General features: G+C 60.7%; 16 protein-coding genes and 1 pseudogene. 7 read left to right on the top strand and 10 right to left on the bottom strand.

Features of this window, described 5'->3' with window-relative positions; translation table 11 throughout:
- Positions 1-24: 24 nt before the first annotated feature.
- From cysN to V1280_RS14835, 4 genes and pseudogenes are all read right to left on the bottom strand, one after another.
- On the bottom strand, positions 25-1896 hold the full coding sequence (cysN, locus tag V1280_RS14850; protein ID WP_334525066.1) for a sulfate adenylyltransferase subunit CysN: 1872 nt from the start codon (positions 1894-1896) through the stop codon (positions 25-27).
- Positions 1896-2796 (bottom strand): annotated as a pseudogene (gene cysD / locus V1280_RS14845) (sulfate adenylyltransferase subunit CysD). Before cysD ends, cysN begins: the two are co-directional and overlap by 1 nt.
- Positions 2762-3628, bottom strand: a complete 867-nt coding sequence (gene cysQ, locus V1280_RS14840) for a 3'(2'),5'-bisphosphate nucleotidase CysQ (protein WP_334525063.1) — start codon at positions 3626-3628, stop codon at positions 2762-2764. Before cysQ ends, cysD begins: the two are co-directional and overlap by 35 nt.
- A gap of 468 nt (positions 3629-4096) precedes the next feature.
- The gene (locus V1280_RS14835) at positions 4097-5290 is read right to left on the bottom strand and encodes a CaiB/BaiF CoA transferase family protein (protein WP_334525060.1); all 1194 of its coding nucleotides are present in this window, start codon (positions 5288-5290) and stop codon (positions 4097-4099) included.
- A 315-nt stretch (positions 5291-5605) separates the two neighbouring features.
- Here V1280_RS14835 and V1280_RS14830 point away from each other — a divergent pair, with 315 nt between their 5' ends.
- From V1280_RS14830 to V1280_RS14820, 3 genes are all read left to right on the top strand, one after another.
- Positions 5606-7999 (top strand): NF038122 family metalloprotease, encoded by a 2394-nt coding sequence (locus V1280_RS14830; protein WP_334525057.1) that lies wholly within the window; start codon positions 5606-5608, stop codon positions 7997-7999.
- Between the two features lie 137 nt (positions 8000-8136).
- A complete protein-coding gene (locus V1280_RS14825) occupies positions 8137-8805 on the top strand; it encodes an acetyltransferase (protein ID WP_334525054.1) in 669 nt (222 codons plus the stop codon).
- A gap of 167 nt (positions 8806-8972) precedes the next feature.
- Positions 8973-9731 (top strand): hypothetical protein, encoded by a 759-nt coding sequence (locus V1280_RS14820; protein ID WP_334525051.1) that lies wholly within the window; start codon positions 8973-8975, stop codon positions 9729-9731.
- 66 nt (positions 9732-9797) lie between these two features.
- Here V1280_RS14820 and V1280_RS14815 read toward each other — a convergent pair whose 3' ends face one another.
- The 4 genes from V1280_RS14815 to V1280_RS14800 form a co-directional block, all read right to left on the bottom strand.
- On the bottom strand, positions 9798-10577 hold the full coding sequence (locus V1280_RS14815) for a class I SAM-dependent methyltransferase (protein WP_334525048.1): 780 nt from the start codon (positions 10575-10577) through the stop codon (positions 9798-9800).
- 87 nt (positions 10578-10664) lie between these two features.
- Entirely contained in the window at positions 10665-11594 is a 930-nt protein-coding gene (locus tag V1280_RS14810; RefSeq protein ID WP_334525045.1) for a phytanoyl-CoA dioxygenase family protein, read from the bottom strand.
- A gap of 59 nt (positions 11595-11653) precedes the next feature.
- Positions 11654-12298 carry a class I SAM-dependent methyltransferase gene (locus V1280_RS14805; protein WP_334525041.1) on the bottom strand — a complete coding sequence of 215 codons (645 nt, stop codon included), beginning with the start codon at positions 12296-12298 and terminating at the stop codon, positions 11654-11656.
- A complete protein-coding gene (locus tag V1280_RS14800) occupies positions 12295-13257 on the bottom strand; it encodes a glycosyltransferase family 2 protein (protein WP_334525038.1) in 963 nt (320 codons plus the stop codon). Before V1280_RS14800 ends, V1280_RS14805 begins: the two co-directional genes overlap by 4 nt.
- 491 nt (positions 13258-13748) lie before the next feature.
- On the opposite strand from V1280_RS14800, the gene V1280_RS14795 reads away from it, so the two are divergent.
- Positions 13749-14657: a right-handed parallel beta-helix repeat-containing protein gene (locus V1280_RS14795; protein WP_334525035.1), complete on the top strand. Its 909-nt coding sequence runs from the start codon at positions 13749-13751 to the stop codon at positions 14655-14657.
- 109 nt (positions 14658-14766) lie between these two features.
- On the opposite strand, the gene V1280_RS14790 is transcribed toward V1280_RS14795, so the two are convergent.
- Positions 14767-15483: a WbqC family protein gene (locus V1280_RS14790; RefSeq protein ID WP_334525032.1), complete on the bottom strand. Its 717-nt coding sequence runs from the start codon at positions 15481-15483 to the stop codon at positions 14767-14769.
- Positions 15484-15721: 238 nt separating this feature from the next.
- On the opposite strand from V1280_RS14790, the gene V1280_RS14785 reads away from it, so the two are divergent.
- From V1280_RS14785 to V1280_RS14775, 3 genes are all read left to right on the top strand, one after another.
- Complete coding sequence (locus V1280_RS14785; protein ID WP_334538307.1) at positions 15722-16594, top strand: acyltransferase family protein; 873 nt, start codon at positions 15722-15724, stop codon at positions 16592-16594.
- Positions 16591-17535: an SGNH hydrolase domain-containing protein gene (locus V1280_RS14780; RefSeq protein ID WP_334525030.1), complete on the top strand. Its 945-nt coding sequence runs from the start codon at positions 16591-16593 to the stop codon at positions 17533-17535. The genes V1280_RS14785 and V1280_RS14780 overlap by 4 nt, the downstream gene beginning before the upstream one ends.
- Positions 17536-17707: 172 nt before the next feature.
- Entirely contained in the window at positions 17708-18175 is a 468-nt protein-coding gene (locus V1280_RS14775) for a tetratricopeptide repeat protein (RefSeq protein WP_334525028.1), read from the top strand.
- A 134-nt stretch (positions 18176-18309) separates the two neighbouring features.
- On the opposite strand, the gene V1280_RS14770 is transcribed toward V1280_RS14775, so the two are convergent.
- A complete protein-coding gene (locus V1280_RS14770; RefSeq protein WP_334525025.1) occupies positions 18310-18906 on the bottom strand; it encodes an A24 family peptidase in 597 nt (198 codons plus the stop codon).
- Positions 18907-18908 lie beyond the last annotated feature (2 nt).

Below are 18908 nucleotides of genomic sequence, written 5' to 3'. Positions count from 1 at the left end.
CCTCAGCCAAGGCGGCTCGGCACTTCAAAGGCGCCGGAGGAGTTCGACGACCTGATCGGCGAGTTCGTCCGGGCGGTGACCGACCGTTTCCAGCAGGATTTCCGGGCGCTCGGGCGCCTCATAGGGCGCGTCGATGCCGGTGAAGTTCTTGATCTTGCCTTCTTTCGCCTTGGAATAGAGCCCCTTCGGGTCGCGCCGCATGCACTCTTCGATGGGCGTGTTGACGAACACCTCGATGAAATCTCCCTCGGCCACGAGGCCGCGGACCATGTCGCGCTCGGCCTTGTAGGGGGAAATGAACGAGCAGATCACGACCAGGCCGCTGTCGACCATGAGCCTGGCGACCTCGCCGACGCGCCTTATATTCTCGACCCGATCGGCTTCCGTGAAGCCGAGGTCCCTGTTGAGCCCGTGGCGGAGATTGTCGCCGTCGAGCAGCATGGTGTGATTGCCGAGCGCGAACAGCTTCTGATCGAGAATGTTGGCGATCGTCGATTTGCCCGCACCAGACAGGCCCGTGAACCAGATGATCCGCGGCTTCTGGTTCTTGAGTGAGGCGCGTTCGGCCTTGCCGATCGAGAGCGGCTGCCAGGCGATGTTGCTGGCGCGCCGCAACGGAAATGCGATCATGCCGGCGCCCACGGTCCGGTTGGTGTAGCGGTCGATGACGATGAAGGCGCCGGTCCGGCGGTTGGCCTCATAGGGATCGAAGGCGACCGGCAGCGCCGTGGCGAAATTGCAGAACGCGATCTCGTTCAGGCCGAGCGTCGTCGCGGCAAGGTGCTCGCGGGTGTTGACGTCGATGCGGTACTTGATCGCGGTGACGCTCGCCGCCGTGATCGTCTGGGTGCCGATCCTGACGACATAGTTGCGCGCGGGTACGAGCGGGTCCTGATCCATCCAGATCAGATGGGCGGCGAACTGGTCGGCAACCTCGGGCCGTTCGGTCGGTTTCGCCAGGATGTCGCCGCGGACGATGTCGATCTCGTCCTGGAGCGTGATCGTCACGGCATCGCCGGCCTCGGCCTTCGATAACTCGCCGTCGTAGGTCACGATCTCCTTGACACGGCTCGCATGGCCGGATGCCGACACCACGATCTCGTCGCCGGGCGAGATGCTGCCTGATGCCACCGTCCCGGTGAAGCCGCGGAAATCGAGATTGGGGCGGTTGACCCACTGCACGGGAAAGCGGAACGGCAGTCCGGTCGTCTCACTCGCGACGTCGATGCCTTCGAGATAATCGAGCAGGCAGGGGCCGTGATACCAGTCGGTATTGCCCGAGCGCTCGATGATGTTGTCGCCGTAGCGCGCCGACATCGGAATCGGAACGATCGAGGAGAAGCCAAGACCGGTGGCAAAGGCGACGTAGTCGCCGACGATGCGATCGAACACGTCCTTCTTGTAGTCGACCAGATCGATCTTGTTGACGGCAACGACGACGTGCTTGATGCCGAGCAGCGAGCAGATGAAGGAATGACGCCTGGTCTGCACCAGGACACCCTTGCGGGCGTCGATCAGGATGATGGCAAGCTGCGCGGTCGAAGCACCGGTCGCCATGTTGCGCGTATACTGCTCGTGACCCGGCGTGTCCGCGACCATGAAGGAGCGCCGCGGGGTCGTGAAGAATCGGTAGGCGACATCGATGGTGATGCCCTGTTGCCGCTCGGCCTCGAGGCCGTCGACCAGGAGCGCAAAATCGATGTCGTCGCCGGTGGTGCCGTGCTTGGCGCTGTCGCGCGCCAGCGCGGCGAGTTGATCCTCGAAGATCAGCTTGCTGTCGTGCAGCAGCCGCCCGATCAGGGTCGACTTGCCGTCGTCGACCGAGCCGCAGGTGATGAAACGCAGCTGGTCTTTGGTCCCGGTCGAATGCGGCTCCTTGAGAACGGAGGTGTCCATCAGAAATAGCCCTCGCGCTTCTTCTTTTCCATCGAGGCGGCCTCATCGGAATCGATCAGGCGTCCCTGCCGTTCCGAGACTGTTGCCGTCTGCATCTCCGCGACGATGTCCTTGATCGTGGTCGCGGTGGAATCGATTGCGCCGCTGAGGGGATAGCACCCCAATGTACGGAAGCGGATCATCCGCATTTCAGCCGTCTCGTTCGGCTCCAGCGGGAGGCGGTCGTCATCCACCATGATGAGCGTGCCGCCGCGCCGCACGACCGGGCGCATCTTGGCGAAATAGAGCGGCACGACCGGGATGTTCTCGTGCATGATGTATTCCCAGATGTCGAGCTCGGTCCAGTTCGACATCGCGAACACGCGCATCGTCTCGCCTTGCCGGATGCGGGTATTGAAGAGATTCCACAGCTCCGGTCGCTGGTTGCGCGGATCCCAGACATGGCCCGCGGAGCGGAACGAGAAGATGCGCTCCTTGGCCCGGCTCTTCTCCTCGTCGCGCCTTGCGCCGCCGAACGCCGCATCGAACTGATAGAGATCCAGCGCCTGCTTCAGGGCGTCGGTCTTCATCACCTTGGGTATGTAAAGAGGAGCCGGAAGCGATCGGGCTGATGCCGCGTTCGACGCCGTCCATGTTCACATGGACGATCAGATCGGCACCGATGCGCTTGGCCGTCTCGTCGCGAAATGTAATCATCTCCCGGAACTTCCACGTGGTGTCGACATGGAGCAGCGGGAAGGGGAGCCTGGCGGGATGAAACGCCTTCATCGCCACATGGAGCATCACGCCCGAATCCTTGCCGATCGAATAGAGCATGACCGGCTTTTTGAACTCGGCGACCACATCGCGCATGATCTCGATCGATTCAGCCTCGAGGCGGCGGAGATGTCGGGGTAGCATATTTTGTCTTTTGATCCAGTTGCGCTATTCGCCGACGCTTCCGCCCCAATGCAACGAAGTGACCGTTGCGATAGGCCGGCTTGCCGTAGCGAACGTCCTCTCCGTCCAGGCCGACAACACGTCCGCCGGCCGCCAGGAGCACCGCGTGCCCTGCGGCCGTATCCCACTCCATGGTCGGAGCCAGACGTGGATAGACGTCCGCCGCTCCTTCTGCAACCGCGCAGAATTTGAGCGACGATCCGGACGGCTTCAGCTCCCGGATCCGGCGCCGGCTGATCCATGCCTGAGTGGCATCATCGAGGTGCGACCGGCTTGTGACGGCCCGCAAGCCTTCGGGCGAGGGGACCTGCACCTCAATCGTCTGCATGTCGCTGAACGAGGGACCACACGAGCCGGGTTCGACATGCAGCTTGTAGGCGTTCGATCCGCCGAGATAGAGCTGGGACAGGGCCGGCGCATAGACCGCGCCCGCGACCGGTGAGCCGTCTTCGATCAGGGCGATATTGACCGTGAATTCGGCGGCTCCCCGGATGTATTCCTTGGTGCCGTCGAGGGGGTCGACGAGGATGAATCGCGGATGCCGTGTCGTCACGGTGCCATCGCAGGTTTCCTCCGTAATGACGGGCAGGTCCGCAAGATTGCGCGCGAGGCACGACCGAATGACCTCGTCGGCCCTTAGATCGGCGGCCGTGACCGGCGAGCCATCGTTCTTGTATTGCGGATCGCTCGCCGTCGCGCGGACCCTCATGATGGTTTCGCCGGCACGAACGGCGATCAGGCCAAACAGGCGCGCAATGCGGTCCGTCTCGCCCAGCACTCCCTTGCCGCTCATCGGAGCGGTTCGCCGGCGCGTTGCTCTGGCATGCTTATGCTCCATTGAAGCTCACACCTTTGCCCTTCACTGTGCGAGCAATGATCGCCGTCGGTCTTCCCGTCTCGTACGGCAATTAACTCAAGGCACGCTAGATCGCCTCCAAAGCGTTCGCGTCGATTTCCATCGCGTGCTAGCCGAACGCCCGCCACTTTTCCGCAAATTGTTCGAGGGTCAGCACTTCCGGCACGCGAAATTTGCTGACATGCCGGTCCCGGGCGACGGTCTTGTACCTCTCGACAAAGAACATTTCGTAGTATTCGGCAGGATCGCAGTCGATCGAAGACTCCGGGTAGCGATACTTGAACGATTACAGCGCCGAAAGAAAATCGAGGCTACGTGAGCTGCCGATTTGCGATTTATTCCGAACTATCGTCCCCTCGTTTCGGCAACGGGCCCATGAGCCAAATGATGTGCCGGACGCTCTCCTCACACGACTTTGGCTCGCCTTAGCTCCACGATTTCGTCGTTCGTAAAACCGAACTCGGTGAGAACCTCGTCAGTCTGCTCGCCGAATTCCGGCGGCCGCGCCACCATCTTGCTGGGCGTACGCGACAGCGTGACGGGCTGGCCGACCAGGCGGATATGGCGATCTTCTTCGTTCGGCACGTCCTGGGCGATACCGAGATGTCTGACCTGGGCGTCCTCGAACATCTGGTCGATGGCGTAGATCGGCCCGCAGGGCACGCCGGCCTCGTTGAATTCGCGGACCCAGGTCTCGGTCGACTTCGTCACTGTGCGCTTCTCGATCTCGGCATTGAGCGCATCGCGGTTCTTGGAACGGGCAGGGGCGGTCGCATAATCGGGATGGCTGTAGAGCTCGGGCGCGCCGATGGCCTGCGCGCAGCGCTCCCAGATCCGCCCGCCCGTCGTGGCGATGTTGATGTAGCCGTCCGAGGTCTTGAATACGCCGGTCGGGATGCTGGTCGGATGGTTGTTGCCGGCCTGCTTGGCGACCTCCTTCTCCATCAGCCAGCGCGCGGCCTGGAAGTCGAGCATGAAGATCTGGGCCTGGAGCAGCGAGGTCTGGACCCACTGGCCCTTGCCCGAAACCTCGCGCTCGAGCAACGCGGTGAGGATGCCCATGGCGCAGAACAGGCCGGCGGTGAGGTCGGCAACGGGAATGCCGACCCGCATCGGGCCTTCGCCCGGCGCACCGGTGATCGACATCAGTCCGCCCATGCCCTGTGCGATCTGATCGAAGCCCGGCCGCTTGTGATAGGGGCCGTCCTGGCCGAAGCCGGAGATGCTGCCGTAGACGATGCGCGGGTTGATCTCGCGCAGGCTCTCATAGTCGATGCCGAGCTTCTTCTTCACGTCGGGCCGGAAATTCTCGACCACGACGTCGGCCTTGGCCGCAAGGCGCCTGAAGACCGCGAGGCCCCTGGGGTCCTTCAAATTGAGCGTCATGGCCCGCTTGTTGCGGTGCAGGTTCTGGAAGTCCGAGCCCTGCCGGGGGCCGCCGGGCTGTTCGCCACCGGAATCCTCCAAAAGCGCGTCGATCTTGATGACCGTGGCGCCCCAGTCGGCGAGCTGCCGCACGCAGGTGGGGCCCGACCGGACCCGCGTCAGATCGAGCACGATGAAGCGCGAAAGGGCTTCCGAGGCATGCGGAAAGGGCATTTTTGGGAAAACTCCGGACAGCTCTGGGCAGGAGGTCTTCTAATCGGGCAAACCTAGCAGAAATTCAATGGCATGCGGTGTCACCGCCGCAGTTGGGCTGCAATGCGGAGATAATGTATTGTGACGCGCCGTCTGATCTTTGGCGTGTGTTGTGGTTGTCGGTCGGTCAATGCGAAACGACAAATTAACACTTGACCGGCAAATCTGGCCGGTCTCGCGCGGGTGAGGTCTTGGCCGCGTCGAAATGGGCTGATCGCTCGGCCCGGATCGGATCGCGGAGAGAAGCGGATCTCTTTCGGGATCAAGGACTAAGCGATGGCTGACGCCGAATCCGACGACCTGATTTATACCGTTGTCGGTAACGAGATTCAGGGGAGCTACACGCCGGCGGGCTCGGGCGCCACGATCAGCAACGCCTCCACCGCAGGTGCGGTGATCTCGGCCACCTCGGCTGGGATCCGGATCAATCTGATCCTCGACGCAGCAGCGCAGGCCGCACCGGCGAGCTTCAAGAACGGCTTGCAACAGGCCGCCGCGATCCTGGCTGCCAGCATCACCGACCAGATCACCGTCAACATCAACATCGACTACAGCGGCATGGGCGGCGGTGCGGCGGCCGGTCCCGACCACGGCTATCTCGAAAATTATTCGTCGGTTCGATCGGCGCTGGTCAACAACGCAAGCGTCGGCGACACCACCTTCAACAGCCTGCCCAACGCCAGTTCCATCCAGGGCCAATCGCAGGTTGCGGTGTGGAACGCGCAACTGAAGCTGTGGGGCGTGCTGGGCGCCAACGACACCACCACCGACGACGCCAGTGCCTACTTCTCCACGGACATCAACCCTAACCTTCTGGTCGGCGTTGCCCTTCACGAGTTGACGCACGCCTGGGGACGCGTGCCCTACGGGCCGCCCTATGGTTCGCAACCCGATATTTTCGACCTGTTCCGCTTTACGAGTCCCGGTACGCGGCTCATCAGCGGCACATCGACGGCGCCTGCGGCCTATTTCTCGCTGGACGGCGGCAACACGAAGCTCGCCGACTACGGATTGAATTCCGATCCCAGCGACTTCCTCAACAGCGGCGTGCAGGGGCCGAACGATCCATTCAACGAATATTACTCCAGCACCACCATCCAGGGGCTGACGGCCCTCGACCTGAAGCAGCTCGATGCGCTTGGATTTCACCTTGCCGTCAACAATCCGACGATCATCGAATCGTCCGGGTCGACGAGCCTTGTGCAAATCGGGAGCAGCTACTTTCTCGACCCGACGGCCGGTGGAACCGGACCCGAACTGAAATATCAGGGCGCGGCGGTCACGGTCGGCGAGTTCGGCGCCTATACGCCAATCGGCGTGGAGGCGATCTCGACCGGCTACGAGGTGGCCTGGAAGATGGCTGGCGCCGACCTGTATTCGGTGTGGAGCACCGATAGCAGCGGCAATTATACCGGAAATCTGTATACGCCTGGTTCCGGGTCCAGTGCAGCGCTCGAAGCGCTGGAGCCGAGCTTTCGTCAGGACCTGAACGGTGACGGCGTGATCGGCGTGCCCACACTTGTCAGCACTGTGACTGAAGCGCTCGGATCGACCAGCCTGGTGCAAGTCGGTCAGAATTTTTATCTCGACGACATCAGCACCAACACCGGCCCGACGTTGAAATATGGCGGAGTGGCCGTGGTCGCCGGTCAGTTCGGCGGTTACACGCCGATCGGTGCCGAGCACACTTCGACCGGCTACGAGGTGGCCTGGAAGATCGCGGGCGCCGATACGTATTCGGTGTGGAGCACCGATAGCAACGGCAACTACACCGGAAACTACTATCAGCCCGGTACCGGTTCCAGCGCAGCGCTGGAAGCGCTGGAGCCCAGCTTCCATCAGGACCTGAACGGTGATGGCGTGATCGGCGTGCCGGTGCCTGCCGGCACCGTGATTGAGGCACTGGGATCGACGAGCCTGGTGCAGGCCGGTCAGAATTTCTATCTGAAAGACATCAGCGCTGGTACAGGCCCAACGTTGAAATATGGCGGGGTGGCTGTGGTCGCCGGCCAGTTCGGCGGTTACACGCCCATCGGTGCCGAGCAAACCTCGACCGGCTACGAGGTGGCTTGGAAAGTCGCGGGCGTCGATACATATTCGGTGTGGAGCACCGACAGCAACGGCAACTACACCGGAAACTCCTATCAGCCTGGTCCCGGATCCAGCGCAGCGCTCGAAACACTGGAGACAAGCTTCCATCAGGACTTGAATGGTGATGGTGTGATCGGCGTGGCGACTATTGTCGGCACTGTGATCGAAGCGCTGGGGTCGACGAGCCTCGTGCAGGTTGGTCAGAATTTCTATCTGAAAGACATCAGCACGGGTACCGGCCCAACGTTGAAATATGGCGGGGCGGCCGTGGCCGCTGGTCAGTTTGGCGGTTACACGCCGCTCGGCGTCGAGCAGACCTCAACCGGTTACGAGGTGGCGTGGAAGATGGCTGGCGCCGATCTGTATTCGGTGTGGAGCACCGATAGCAGCGGCAATTATACCGGAAATCTGTACATGCCTGGTTCCGGGTCCAGTGCAGCGTTCGAAGCGCTCGAGGCAAGCTTCCATCAGGACCTGAACGGTGACACCGTGATCGGCGCCCATGCAAATATCCCCGATCCGCATGCTGCCGCCGTTTCCGGTCCCGTCCTGCTCGCAAGCCATTGGCACATTGTCTAGATCTGACGGGACCACCGATCGGCGCGGCCGATAGGGCCGATCTTGTTCGCAGGCCCCTGGGCGGACGACCATCATGGGGTCGTCTTTTGTTGCGATCGGCCTGTAAACGGATATAACGGTCCCGTGGGGGTATTCCATTGCAGAAGCAGCAAATCGTCATTTTTGGTACAGGCGAAATTGCGGAACTGGCAGATTTCTATTTTTCACATGATTCACGCTACGAAGTAGCGGGCTTTACCGTCGATGCTGCGTTCCAGAAGCAGTCGGAATTTCGCGGCCGGCCGGTCGTGGCGTTCGAAGACGTAGCTACAAAATTTGCGCCCGAAAGCCACGATATTTTCGTCGCTGTCAGCTACGCGAAGATCAATGCGGTTCGGGCCGAAAAGGTCGCAGCCGCCCGCGCCAAAGGTTACCGACTTGCGACTTATCTGAGCAGTCGCGCCACGGTGTTTCCCGGGTTCGAGGCAAAGGAGAATTGCTTCATTCTGGAAGACAATACGATCCAGCCATTTGCGAAGGTCGGCGCCAACGTGACGCTCTGGAGCGGCAACCATATCGGCCATCACTCGACCATCGAGGACGACGTCTTTCTGGCGTCGCATGTCGTGGTGTCCGGCGGCGTGCGGATCGGGCAGGGGAGTTTCGTCGGCGTCAACGTCACGATCCGCGATCACGTCACGATCGGCAAGAAGTGCGTGCTTGGCGCCGGGGCCTTGGTGTTGGAAGATCAGCCGGACTTTTCAGTCGTGGCGCCGCGCGGAACCGAGCGCTCGGCGGTACCGAGCACACGCCTTAGAAATTTGTGAGATCAGGAATGGCCTGGCGGCGTCTCGGCCAAATCTTCGCTCCCGACGGCAAATCGCCCTGGGCGCATAGCCATGCCGCGCTTCCGGCGCCTGTCCACCTCGCGGGCGATATCTTTCGCTTCTTCTACAGCTCGCGCGATACGGATAGACGTTCGCATGTCGGATGGGTGGACGTCGAAGTCTCTGAACGACCGCGCGTCGACGCTGCTGCGCATGCAGCTGTGATGGCGCCGGGTGAGGACGGCGCCTTCGACGACAGCGGTGTCGGGGTCGGTTGCGTCGTCAAAACAGCAGACGGTTTTTCACTGTATTACATGGGCTGGAATCTCGGCATTCGTTCGCCGTGGCGGAATGCAATCGGGTTGGCGCAATCGCCGACGCTGTCGAGGGCGTTCGAACGTTTTTCGCCGGGGCCGATCCTCGATCGTTCGCCTGAGGACCCCTACACCCTTTCTTATCCAAGCGTATTCCGGCTGGGACCCGGCGACTGGTGGATGTGGTACGGCTCTAACCTTGCTCCCGCCGTCGGCAATGCAGACATGCAGCATGCCATTAAGGTCGCACGTTCCAGCGATGGCGTCCGCTGGACACGTGATGGCACACTTGCCGTCGGTTTTGCGACGGCCGCCGAATACGCGCTTGCACGTCCCAGCGTTGTGCAGATCGGCGAAAAGCTGTTGATGTGTTTCGCCTGCCGTGGCGAGCGCTACAGTATCGGTGCGGCATCGAGCAATGACGGCTTGAATTGGACGCGGCTTGACGAAACGATGGGACTGAGCCCGTCAAGCAGCGGATGGGATAGCGAGATGACCTGCTATCCAGCACTGTTCTGGCATCGGGAACGGCTTTGGCTCGCTTATAACGGCAACGGCTATGGCGCGACCGGTTTCGGCCTGGCGGTCTGGGACGGCGAACTTCCACTCTAGGGCGTGCTTCAACCAGGTGGAGGCATGCTTGCCGGGAAGTCGGCTTCGCCCTTTCGAGTTATCCCTCTAATCGGGTACCCGGCCCATTCCCATCATGACGACGCCGAGGCCGGTTCGGTAAAACAGTCGCTGGATCAGGAAGAGCGGGTACAGCGTCGCCCGGTTCAGAATGATCCGTACCCAGGAAGGAAACACCGTCTTCCAGGGTATTTCGCGGATGCCACTCGTCTCGGTCTGCTCTCTCTGGCTCTCGTTTTTTTTCGCGGCCGCGCCGCTGCGGATGATCATCCACAGACTGACCTTGAACAGCATGTTGATGGTGGGAACGCCAACCGACCATACCGAGGTCTGGTCTAGATTGGCCTTGCGCAAAACCGCGTCCAGATCGTCGCGGTCATAACGGCGGAAATGGCCGACGGTCTCGTCTTCCAGCGACCAGTGGTCGCGACGTCCGGGAACCCCGAGGATGATGTTGCCGCCCGGTTTCACAAACTTCGCAATCTTCTGCAGGAACGCTACATCGTCCTCGATGTGCTCCATGACCATGTAGCTGATGGCAAGGTCGACCTTGACGAAATCGTCGGGCAGGTCGTGCAGGTCGCCAAGTTTCAGCCGGTATTTGCCCTGCTGGATGTAGGGATCGAGCAGCGTCGCGGCGACTTCCAGCGCGCGCTCGGAAAAATCGATTCCGACGCCGGTGAGGCCTTCATCGCATAACAGCTTGGAGAGATCGCCGCCACCGCAGCCGACATCGAGAAAGGTCGTCCCGCCGCGTTCCCTGAACGCGTCGCGAAGCGCCTCCTGAGTGCAGAAGCTGCCGGGCGGGTTGATCCGTACGAATTTCATTTTGGCTAAGTTCCTGGGGGCCGGTCCCGCTCAGCATGTTCTGCTGCTTGCATGTTGCGACCAAAATGGTTCTGTCCGGCGTACCCGCTATGACTTCTTGTTACGCGACGCCAGATATCCGGTAACTGAGTCGGGCGTACGGACCTCATATCCCAGCAACTTGCGGAGCTGAGCGTCGGTCGTGAATCTCTCGCCGAGTGCGGCGGGCAAATCGATTTGTTGGCGCAGCAGCGGGATCGTATAGACGTGATTGACGGCGCGTCGCGGCCGATCGGTCGTGTTGACGCTGCCGGTGTGAAACATCATGCAATCAAGAATGATGAAGGAGCCGGCCGGCGCCACCACGGTGACCGCTTCGTTCGCCAGGAAACGGTCTGACGGAAATGCCTCAAGCCGGTGCGAAGCGGGCAACACCTGGGTTGCGCCGTTCTCGATCGTGAAGGCATCCAGGCAAAATAGCGCGTTGATCGCAAGCGGGCGGGACGAGACAAAGTGCTGATACGGCAAGTCGCGATGCCACGCGCCTTGATTGTATCGTTCGGCGTGCGGCGGATTGATCACGCCGTTCTGCTGATTGAGGATACTGTAGCCAGTAATCAGCCGATTGCAGATCTCGAGTATGATCTTGTTGGTGGCGAGTTCGAGAAATAGCGGCTCATACGCCATCGGCAATCTGACGGTGTTATGCTCGTCGAGCGCCTTCAGGGCCTCGATGCCGCCGTGTTCGGCGTAGTGACGCTGCCGCGCACGTTCGAATGCATCCGATAAGCTGCCAAGCCAGCCCGAATCGTAGCCGCCATCGATCACGGCGTAGCCGAGCTGCCGGATCGATTCGCAGGCATATGCGATGTCTGTCTCCGAGGCGGTTTGCTCGATAACGCCGTACCGTCTGGAATTGGCCGGTTGCATGTGACCTCGTGCTGTTTCTATATTCATCTTCAGCACCTCGGAGCGGAATAAGCTGTTCTGGGCAGTTATTGCCTCGCAAAGCAGCCTTTCCGGAGCAAATTCGAGCATCCACCGGCCGATTGATATCAATTGACCGGCGTTCTGCAACCCCTAAGTCGGCAGGTCAATCAGCCCCGGTCGGGGTACCGAACGAGAAGGGTGAACTCGTAAAGCTCGTAATCCTGCAACAGGGCGACCGAGCGGCCATACTTCGCGAGGCAATGGCCGAGCATGGCAACCGGGTCGGCGTAATAAAGGTTCGGTCGCCGCTTCTCGGGGTCGCTTGACAGGCTCAGAACGTTGAATGCAAACCCGCGGCGGCCGGCGCGCGCGAGAATATCGAGCGTTCCGTTGACATAATCGATCCAGGACTCCGTGGGAACGTCGCCCTTGACGTTGAAAATCCCGCTTGCGATCGCAAAGTCGGCGGATTCTTCCGGTTCGCTGCCGATCCGCCACTGACGATCCTCGCCCTCACCATATAATTGCCGTGCCTTCTCGATCATGCTTGCGGCAATGTCATAACCGGTGAAGCGGCCCCGAAACCCTTCGGAGCGGAGAAAGCGCAGGAAATCTCCGAACCCGCAGCCAAGATCGATAACGCTGGCGTCTGAACTACCCTCGAGCAGACGAAGAAATTGCCTGTGGCGCCGGTCGTGTGAAGCATTCCCGTTCCAGTCCACGCCTTGCGAAGTAGTTCCGTGCAGCTCAAGCTTCGAGGCGTAATACGACGCAACCTGGGGTAGGATCAAAGCATCAACCCGGTCCTTCATCGCTTAATGTCCTTGTCTTTCAACACTGGGGCTGTCGCGCTTTCCGCGCGATAGATCCGGCGTATGATCGTGTACGGCCTGCGCTTTGTCTCGGCCAGGATATTGGCGATGTAGATTCCAAAGATGCCGAGAACGAGGATGATGAGTCCGCCGAGAAACCAGATCGAGACGATCTCCGACGTAAACCCGTCGACGCCCACCCCCCGTGTAAAATACCGGCCCAGAAAATAGATGATGACCGCAATTGACAGACCGAATATCGAAAGGCCGACGTAGAAGATTAGATACAGCAACTTGCTCGACGTTGTCGTGATGTCGCGTATCGCCATCTCGACCCGGCGCCGGAAAGTATAGCTGGTGGGCGACAGCGAGAGTTTTTTTAACGGAAGTGATTGCTGGCGAAAGCCCGTCACCTCCCAGAGATGGGATATCGAAAACTCACGATCGCGATGCCGGACGAGGGCCTTGACGTAATCTCGTGTCATCAGGCGGGCGGTGAAGACGTTACGCGGAACCGGATGGTCGCTCAGGAGGTCAAGCAGACTGAAGAACATTGCGCCAGGCAACCTGGCGAAAAAGTTGCCGCGTCGCGTCATCTGGATTCCATAGACGACGTCACAGTCGCCTTGCGCGAAGCGTTGATGCAAAGCCGCGAGATCTTCCGGCTGCTCCTCAAGATCGCTGTCGATGAGAAAGACCATGTCGCCGGAGGCGTGGGCGAGACCCGTCATCATCGCCTTGTGATGTCCGAAATTGCGGGACAGATCGACAATGACGACGCGCGGGTCGCTGCGCTGAAGTTCAAGCGCGAGCTCGAGGCTGTTGTCTGGTGAGCCATCGTTGACGATGATCAGTTCGATATCGTCGGTGATGGCTTCCGCGGCCTTCATTGCGCGGTTGTAGAACTCCTCGATGCTGGCGGCGGATCGATAGAGAGTGGTCACGATGGAGAGTTTCACCCAAATGTCTCCGTGACGATATAAGAGATAATTATCATCAGCATCTTATGTGAGTTTCCACGGGAGGCCTGGGCGCGCCGGAAGTTAATAGGGCAATTTGCCTGAAGCCGCAAACGCCGAGCGCATCTCCTCAAATCGGTCATCCGTGGCGTGAGGAGAAAAAGTTCAATCAATCCAGCCGGCCAAATAAGAGTCTTTGACGTTGAACCTCAGGTGTGGCTGACGGCGACTTACCACTGGGGCGAGTTGTGTCTGCCCTCAGCACGCAATTTCCAGGGGAGTTTGCCGCAATAGTATTGCTAAGTGTAGTTCAGAATTGCAGTTTTAAGCCTGCCACTCAGAAGCCCACCGTCTAAAGGCCTGCCGTCTTGGGGAATAGGGGTATCCCTGCGGATGTCAGCCCACCCAAATACCCCGTTTCATTCGTCGAACCAACCTAAGCAGTTGTGCAGCCGGCCGGGCGAAACCCGGCTCATTTGAGGAGGACGATAATGCGTCGTATAGCTTTACTCGCGGTTCTTTTGGGATTATTCGCGTCGGCCCCGGCACATGCCCAGGCCTCCCGCACTTGGGTATCGGGTGTGGGTGACGACGCAAATCCCTGTAGTCGCACTGCGCCATGCAAGACCTTCGCCGGCGCGATTTCCAAAACAGCAGCCTTCGGTGAGATCAACTGTCTGGATCCGGGCGGCTTCGGCGCCGTGACGATCACCAAGTCGATGACCCTGAACTGCAGTGCCACGCTCGGATCAGTGCTGGTCGCAGGCACGAATGGTATCGTCATCAGTGCGGCGGCGACCGACAAAGTCATCCTCCGCAACATCCAGATTCAAGGCCTTGCGGGTACCGCTGCCCCTGGTCTCAACGGCGTCCGTATCCTCACCGCGGCGTCGGTTTCGATCGAGAACTGCGTGATCACGCAATTCTCGCAAGCCGGCATCAGCGATGCCCGGACTGCGGGCAATACTCTGCTTTTCGTTCGCAACACGATCATCAGTTACAATACTGGAAACGCCATCAGTCTGACTGCTACCGCCGCCAACAAGGCAATTATTGAAGACTCAAGTCTGATCAACAGCGTCGGTAGCGGCATCGGCGTCGGCAATCTCAATAACGCTTTTGTCACGCGGACCGTGATTGCTGGCAACGCAGCCAGCGGGATCGTGAACGACGGTGGCTCGGCAATCAATGTGGATAGCAGCTCGATCACCGGCAACGGTACCGGCATCACGGCGAACGGAATCATCCGGCTGTCGAATTCCGACGTGACGCTCAACGCCACAGGGTTCGCTGGCTCAGCGACAGTTTCCTATGGAAACAATCGTTTGGCCGGAAATACGACTTTCGGGGTCGCGGTGACGCCAGCCGGTGGAGCTTCGTCCAACCTCGGCGAGCAGTAACAATTTGCTCAACATCTGGCCGTCGCGTCGCCAGACAGTGGATGAAGAGCCCCGGACAGCGATGTCCGAGGCTCTTCTTCTGGCCGCGGGACGGTCAGCGGTGGCGCGGTCAGGATGAAGCTGGCTGGCGATCGACCTGGCCGGTGCGGCTCATATAGCGCAGCGCGTCTGCCCCGGTATTGAACAGTAGGTCTAGTATGGTCACGGCGTGTTCGAAGCCGCCGTGGAGTTGCGGATATTCCGGATAGCCCTCATAGCTCATCCATTCTGGAGTGACGCCGGCGGTTGTGAACATCGACTCGTCGAAATAGCCACGCGCCGACGGCCCGCTAAGGTAGCAGTCCGCGCCGGCCGCGCGGGCGATCTCCAGTAGCCGCTCTGTCTTGGTGCCCTGCGCCGGATAGGCGGTATCTCGGGTAATGCGCGTCTTGAGCCCGAGCAGCCCGACGATGCCGTGGAGAAAGATCGCATTGACATCGGTCAACAGACGTTCCTTGCCGGCGCGTTCATACCAGCCCTTCACCGTTGGCGCTAACTGCTCGAAGCACGCGGCTCGTTTGTACGCCAGCTCAAGTGTGCGCCAGTGTTTCTCTGCCCAAGGCTGCTCGATCTGGACCTCATCGATAGGTTGTTCAAACCGGCCCTTGGCGAGCACCGGAATGGTCAGCCATTGCAGGCCGTTGGCAGTCTTGATCTTGTTGCGGTTGTGCCAGTGACGTTTGGCATATTGCACGCGGTCGAAGACTACATACTCGTCGCATCGCCCGATCAGGTCAAAAAAACCCTTCCAGGGAATGTAGCAGGACTGAATGATGCAGATGCGCAAGTGATGACCTGAGGAGTGTATGGTTGACAGACTTGGTAACACAAATGGTAAGTTGGCATTCAATAATCGTCAGGACTTCCCATGCGATTACCACATCGGGCTGCTTGTCGCCGTTCCTGCCTCTGCTGTCCATAGTCCGTCAGGATCGTGGGCGCCGGCATGCCCGGGGTCCAGCGCGTGATGGGCCGCTTCTGACTGATTCCGCCCCTGCAAGATGACCGAGAAGTAGCGAGCTGATATCGACGGCCTTCGGGCGGTCGCAGTGATTTTGGTCGTCATCTACCACGCGTTCCCGCGCGCCATGAGTGGAGCATTCATCGGCGTCGACGTGTTCTTCGTGATCAGTGGGTACCTGATCACGGGTATCGTTCTCTCCGGCATTAATTCATCCAGCTTCAGCATCAGGGAATTCTATGCGCGGCGCGCGAGGAGAATTCTTCCTGCCCTTGCGACTGTGCTTCTTGCCGCGCTGGCGATCGGATGGGTGGCAATGCTGCCGTTGCCGTTTCACAATCTCGGTCTCCACGCTATTGCCGGCGCGCTGTTCTTTCCCAACCTGTTGCTTTTGAACGAGGTCGGATATTTCGACGCGGCGGCAGAGACCAAGCCGTTGCTGCACCTTTGGTCGCTCGGCGTCGAAGAGCAATTCTATCTGCTCTGGCCGCTGCTGCTGCTGGGTCTGAAGAAGATACCGAAATGGTCGACGGTCGGGCTAATATTCGTGGCGATCGTGTCGTTCCTCTATTGCTGTTATGCGACGCGATACCACCCGGCCACGGCGTTCTATTCTCCGATATCACGGCAGTGGGAACTTGCGATTGGCGGATTCTTTCCTGCGACGAAGCGGTCCGACTTCATGTCGCTTGCGGGGATCGTGCTGATCGTCGCAGGCGGGCTTTTTCTCAAGAGGTCGAACGTTTTCCCGGGTCCCGCGGCCCTGATTCCGGTAACGGGCACGGCACTCGTTATCATCTTCGGCTCGCGTATCCTACGGCAGAAGTGGATCGTATCGATCGGCCTGATCAGTTACCCCTTGTATCTGTGGCACTGGCCGCTGCTGACGTTCGCGGCGTTGGCCGGCTTTGTGTCGGTCCGGCGAAGCTCGCCGTGATATTGTCAAGCCTGGTTCTGGCGGCGCTGACGACCGCGTTCATCGAGCGCCCGATCAGGTTTGGCTGGCTGCGTCCATCGAGCGTTGCCGTTTCGCTTTCGTTGATGGCCTCGGTGCTCGTCCTGTCGACGGCGGTCTGGGGCGATGATGGTGTTTTCTCGCGATTCCCCGAGCAGATCCGTCCGGTTTTAGCGGTCATGCAATACAATCCGGCGTTAGGTGGCCGGGTTCTCAAATGCTGGCTGGAAGCGACGACGAGTGTCGAAAGCTATCGTCCCGAATGCAGCGCGGGTTCCACCCTGATTTGGGGGGACTCTCACGCGGGGCGCCTTTATGCGGGGCTGGCGGCGCTAAAGCAAAGCACCAGCGAGATAGCGCAGTTTACGCGAGACAGTTGCCCGCCCTCGGCGCTCAAAGAAGGAGAGGCTTGCTCCGCCAGCAATCGCGCGATTCTTGCGAAGATATCTGAACTGAAGCCAAGGAGGGTCATTCTTTTCGCGGTCTGGACCAGCTGCCCGGAATACAAGGGGCTCAACTCGGAAAACGCGATGAGCAGTAGTCTGGCCGAGATGCTTCGCCAGCTAAAGACCGAAGTCGATGAGGTGATCCTGGTTGGTGCGCCGCCGCTCTGGACACCTGATCTGCCAACGCAGGTTTACGATTTCTGGCGATCAAACGGGCAGCTTCCCGATCGCTTGCCGCCTCGCACCGAAAACTATCAGCCCATCAATATGGGGCTGGCGCGCATTGCGGCCGAGACAGGCGTTCGGTTCGTTTCGCCTTTTGCTGTGCAACGAGGCGGGCTGCCTGACGCACACGACGTCGTCGAGAGCGGAATTGCTGACTTGGGACTATGGTCATCTCACAATCGAAGGTGCGGAATTTATCGTCAGATTGTTGCGGATCGAGTAGGGGGTTGCGCGTCAGCGGGATCGTTATAGGCCGGTTGGTATGGATTTCACCGGCCCACACGTTTAAGATTTCGCCGAGGTTGAGAGACCAATGCGAGCGGCGATGAAACGAGTCTTTGAAGACTGTCGGGCTGGAAGCTTGGCGCAGCGGTCAGGGCGCGGCTTGGTGTCGAGTCGGGCTGCGATCAAAAACGGCTTGGCTGTGGCGCTATTTCTACTCTGCGCCGTCGCTCCCGCCCACGCCCAATCCCTTGGTCAGGGCGTCGCCGCCTTCAAGCGGCAGGACTATGTGAGGGCGTCCCTCGTCTTCATTCCGCTCGCCGAGCGCGGCAACGTGGCGGCGCAGTCCTATCTCGGCTTCCTGTTCGAGACCGGCCGCGGCGTGCCGCAGAACTACACGGAAGCTGCGATGTGGTACCGGCGGGCGGCGGAGCAGGGCGACAGCCGCGCGCAATATTCGCTGGGGCTGCTCTACGACCGCGGCCAGGGCGTGCCGCAGGACATCGTCGAAGCCTCCAAATGGCTGAACTTGTCGACCGCCGCGTCGCCGCCGCGGGTGCGGGAGTCCCGGGCCCGGATCCGCGACGCCGTCACCACCAAGATGACGCGCGGGGAGATCGCCCAGGCCCGCCTGCGGGCGCTGGAATGGGCGCCGAGCCGCGAGCACTGACGCCGGGCGCCCGGGGGTTCCACGACCCCTCGACAAAAAAGTCGAAAACAACCCCATGCAAAGTAGACGACGGCTACCGGCGGGATGCCTCGCGCCTGCGCCGCGATGAGGTTTCACCCCGGGCGCGTCGGGCCTTAGCCGGCCCAGCCGCCGAGCCAGTTCAGATACCAGGTCTCGCCCAGCCAGCCGATCCAGATGGACGGCGCCAGGAACAGCCCGAACGGCAGGAAGGCGGTCCCGCGCAGCGGCTTCCTTTGCAATGCAGCATTGGCGACATAGGCGCCGATCGCGAGCAGCGCCGCGAGCTCGATCACCACGGCCACCGTCGTAAGATCGAGCCAGGCCCCGCTGACGGCGGCGAGCTTGACGTCGCCGAGCCCGAGCCCGTCGCGGCCGCGCCAGTACCGGTAGGCCAGCATCAGCAGCAGCAGCGGAAGCGCCACGGCGACGGCGCGCGCGATCGGCCAGAGCAGCGCCTCGGCACCGAAATCGGGCACGAAGGCGGCGGCGCGGAGCAGGGCGAGCGCGAAGGCGGCCCCCGTCAGCTCGTTCGGGATCAGGTAATGGCGGGCATCGTTCGCGGCGATGGCGAGCATGAGAGCGGCCAGGAACGCACCATAGAGGCCTTCCGCGGCGGGTGCCGTGACGAGGCTTGCGAACATTGCGACGAGCAGCGCGAGGCTGAGGACGAGCGGGGCGCGGATCCCGTCATGCGCATCTTCCCCGGTCACAC

This window comes from Bradyrhizobium sp. AZCC 2230 (assembly GCF_036924495.1).
Lineage (GTDB): Bacteria > Pseudomonadota > Alphaproteobacteria > Rhizobiales > Xanthobacteraceae > Bradyrhizobium > Bradyrhizobium rifense.
Note: the sequence above shows the minus strand (reverse complement) of the source record. Positions and strands in the feature narration are given on the sequence as shown.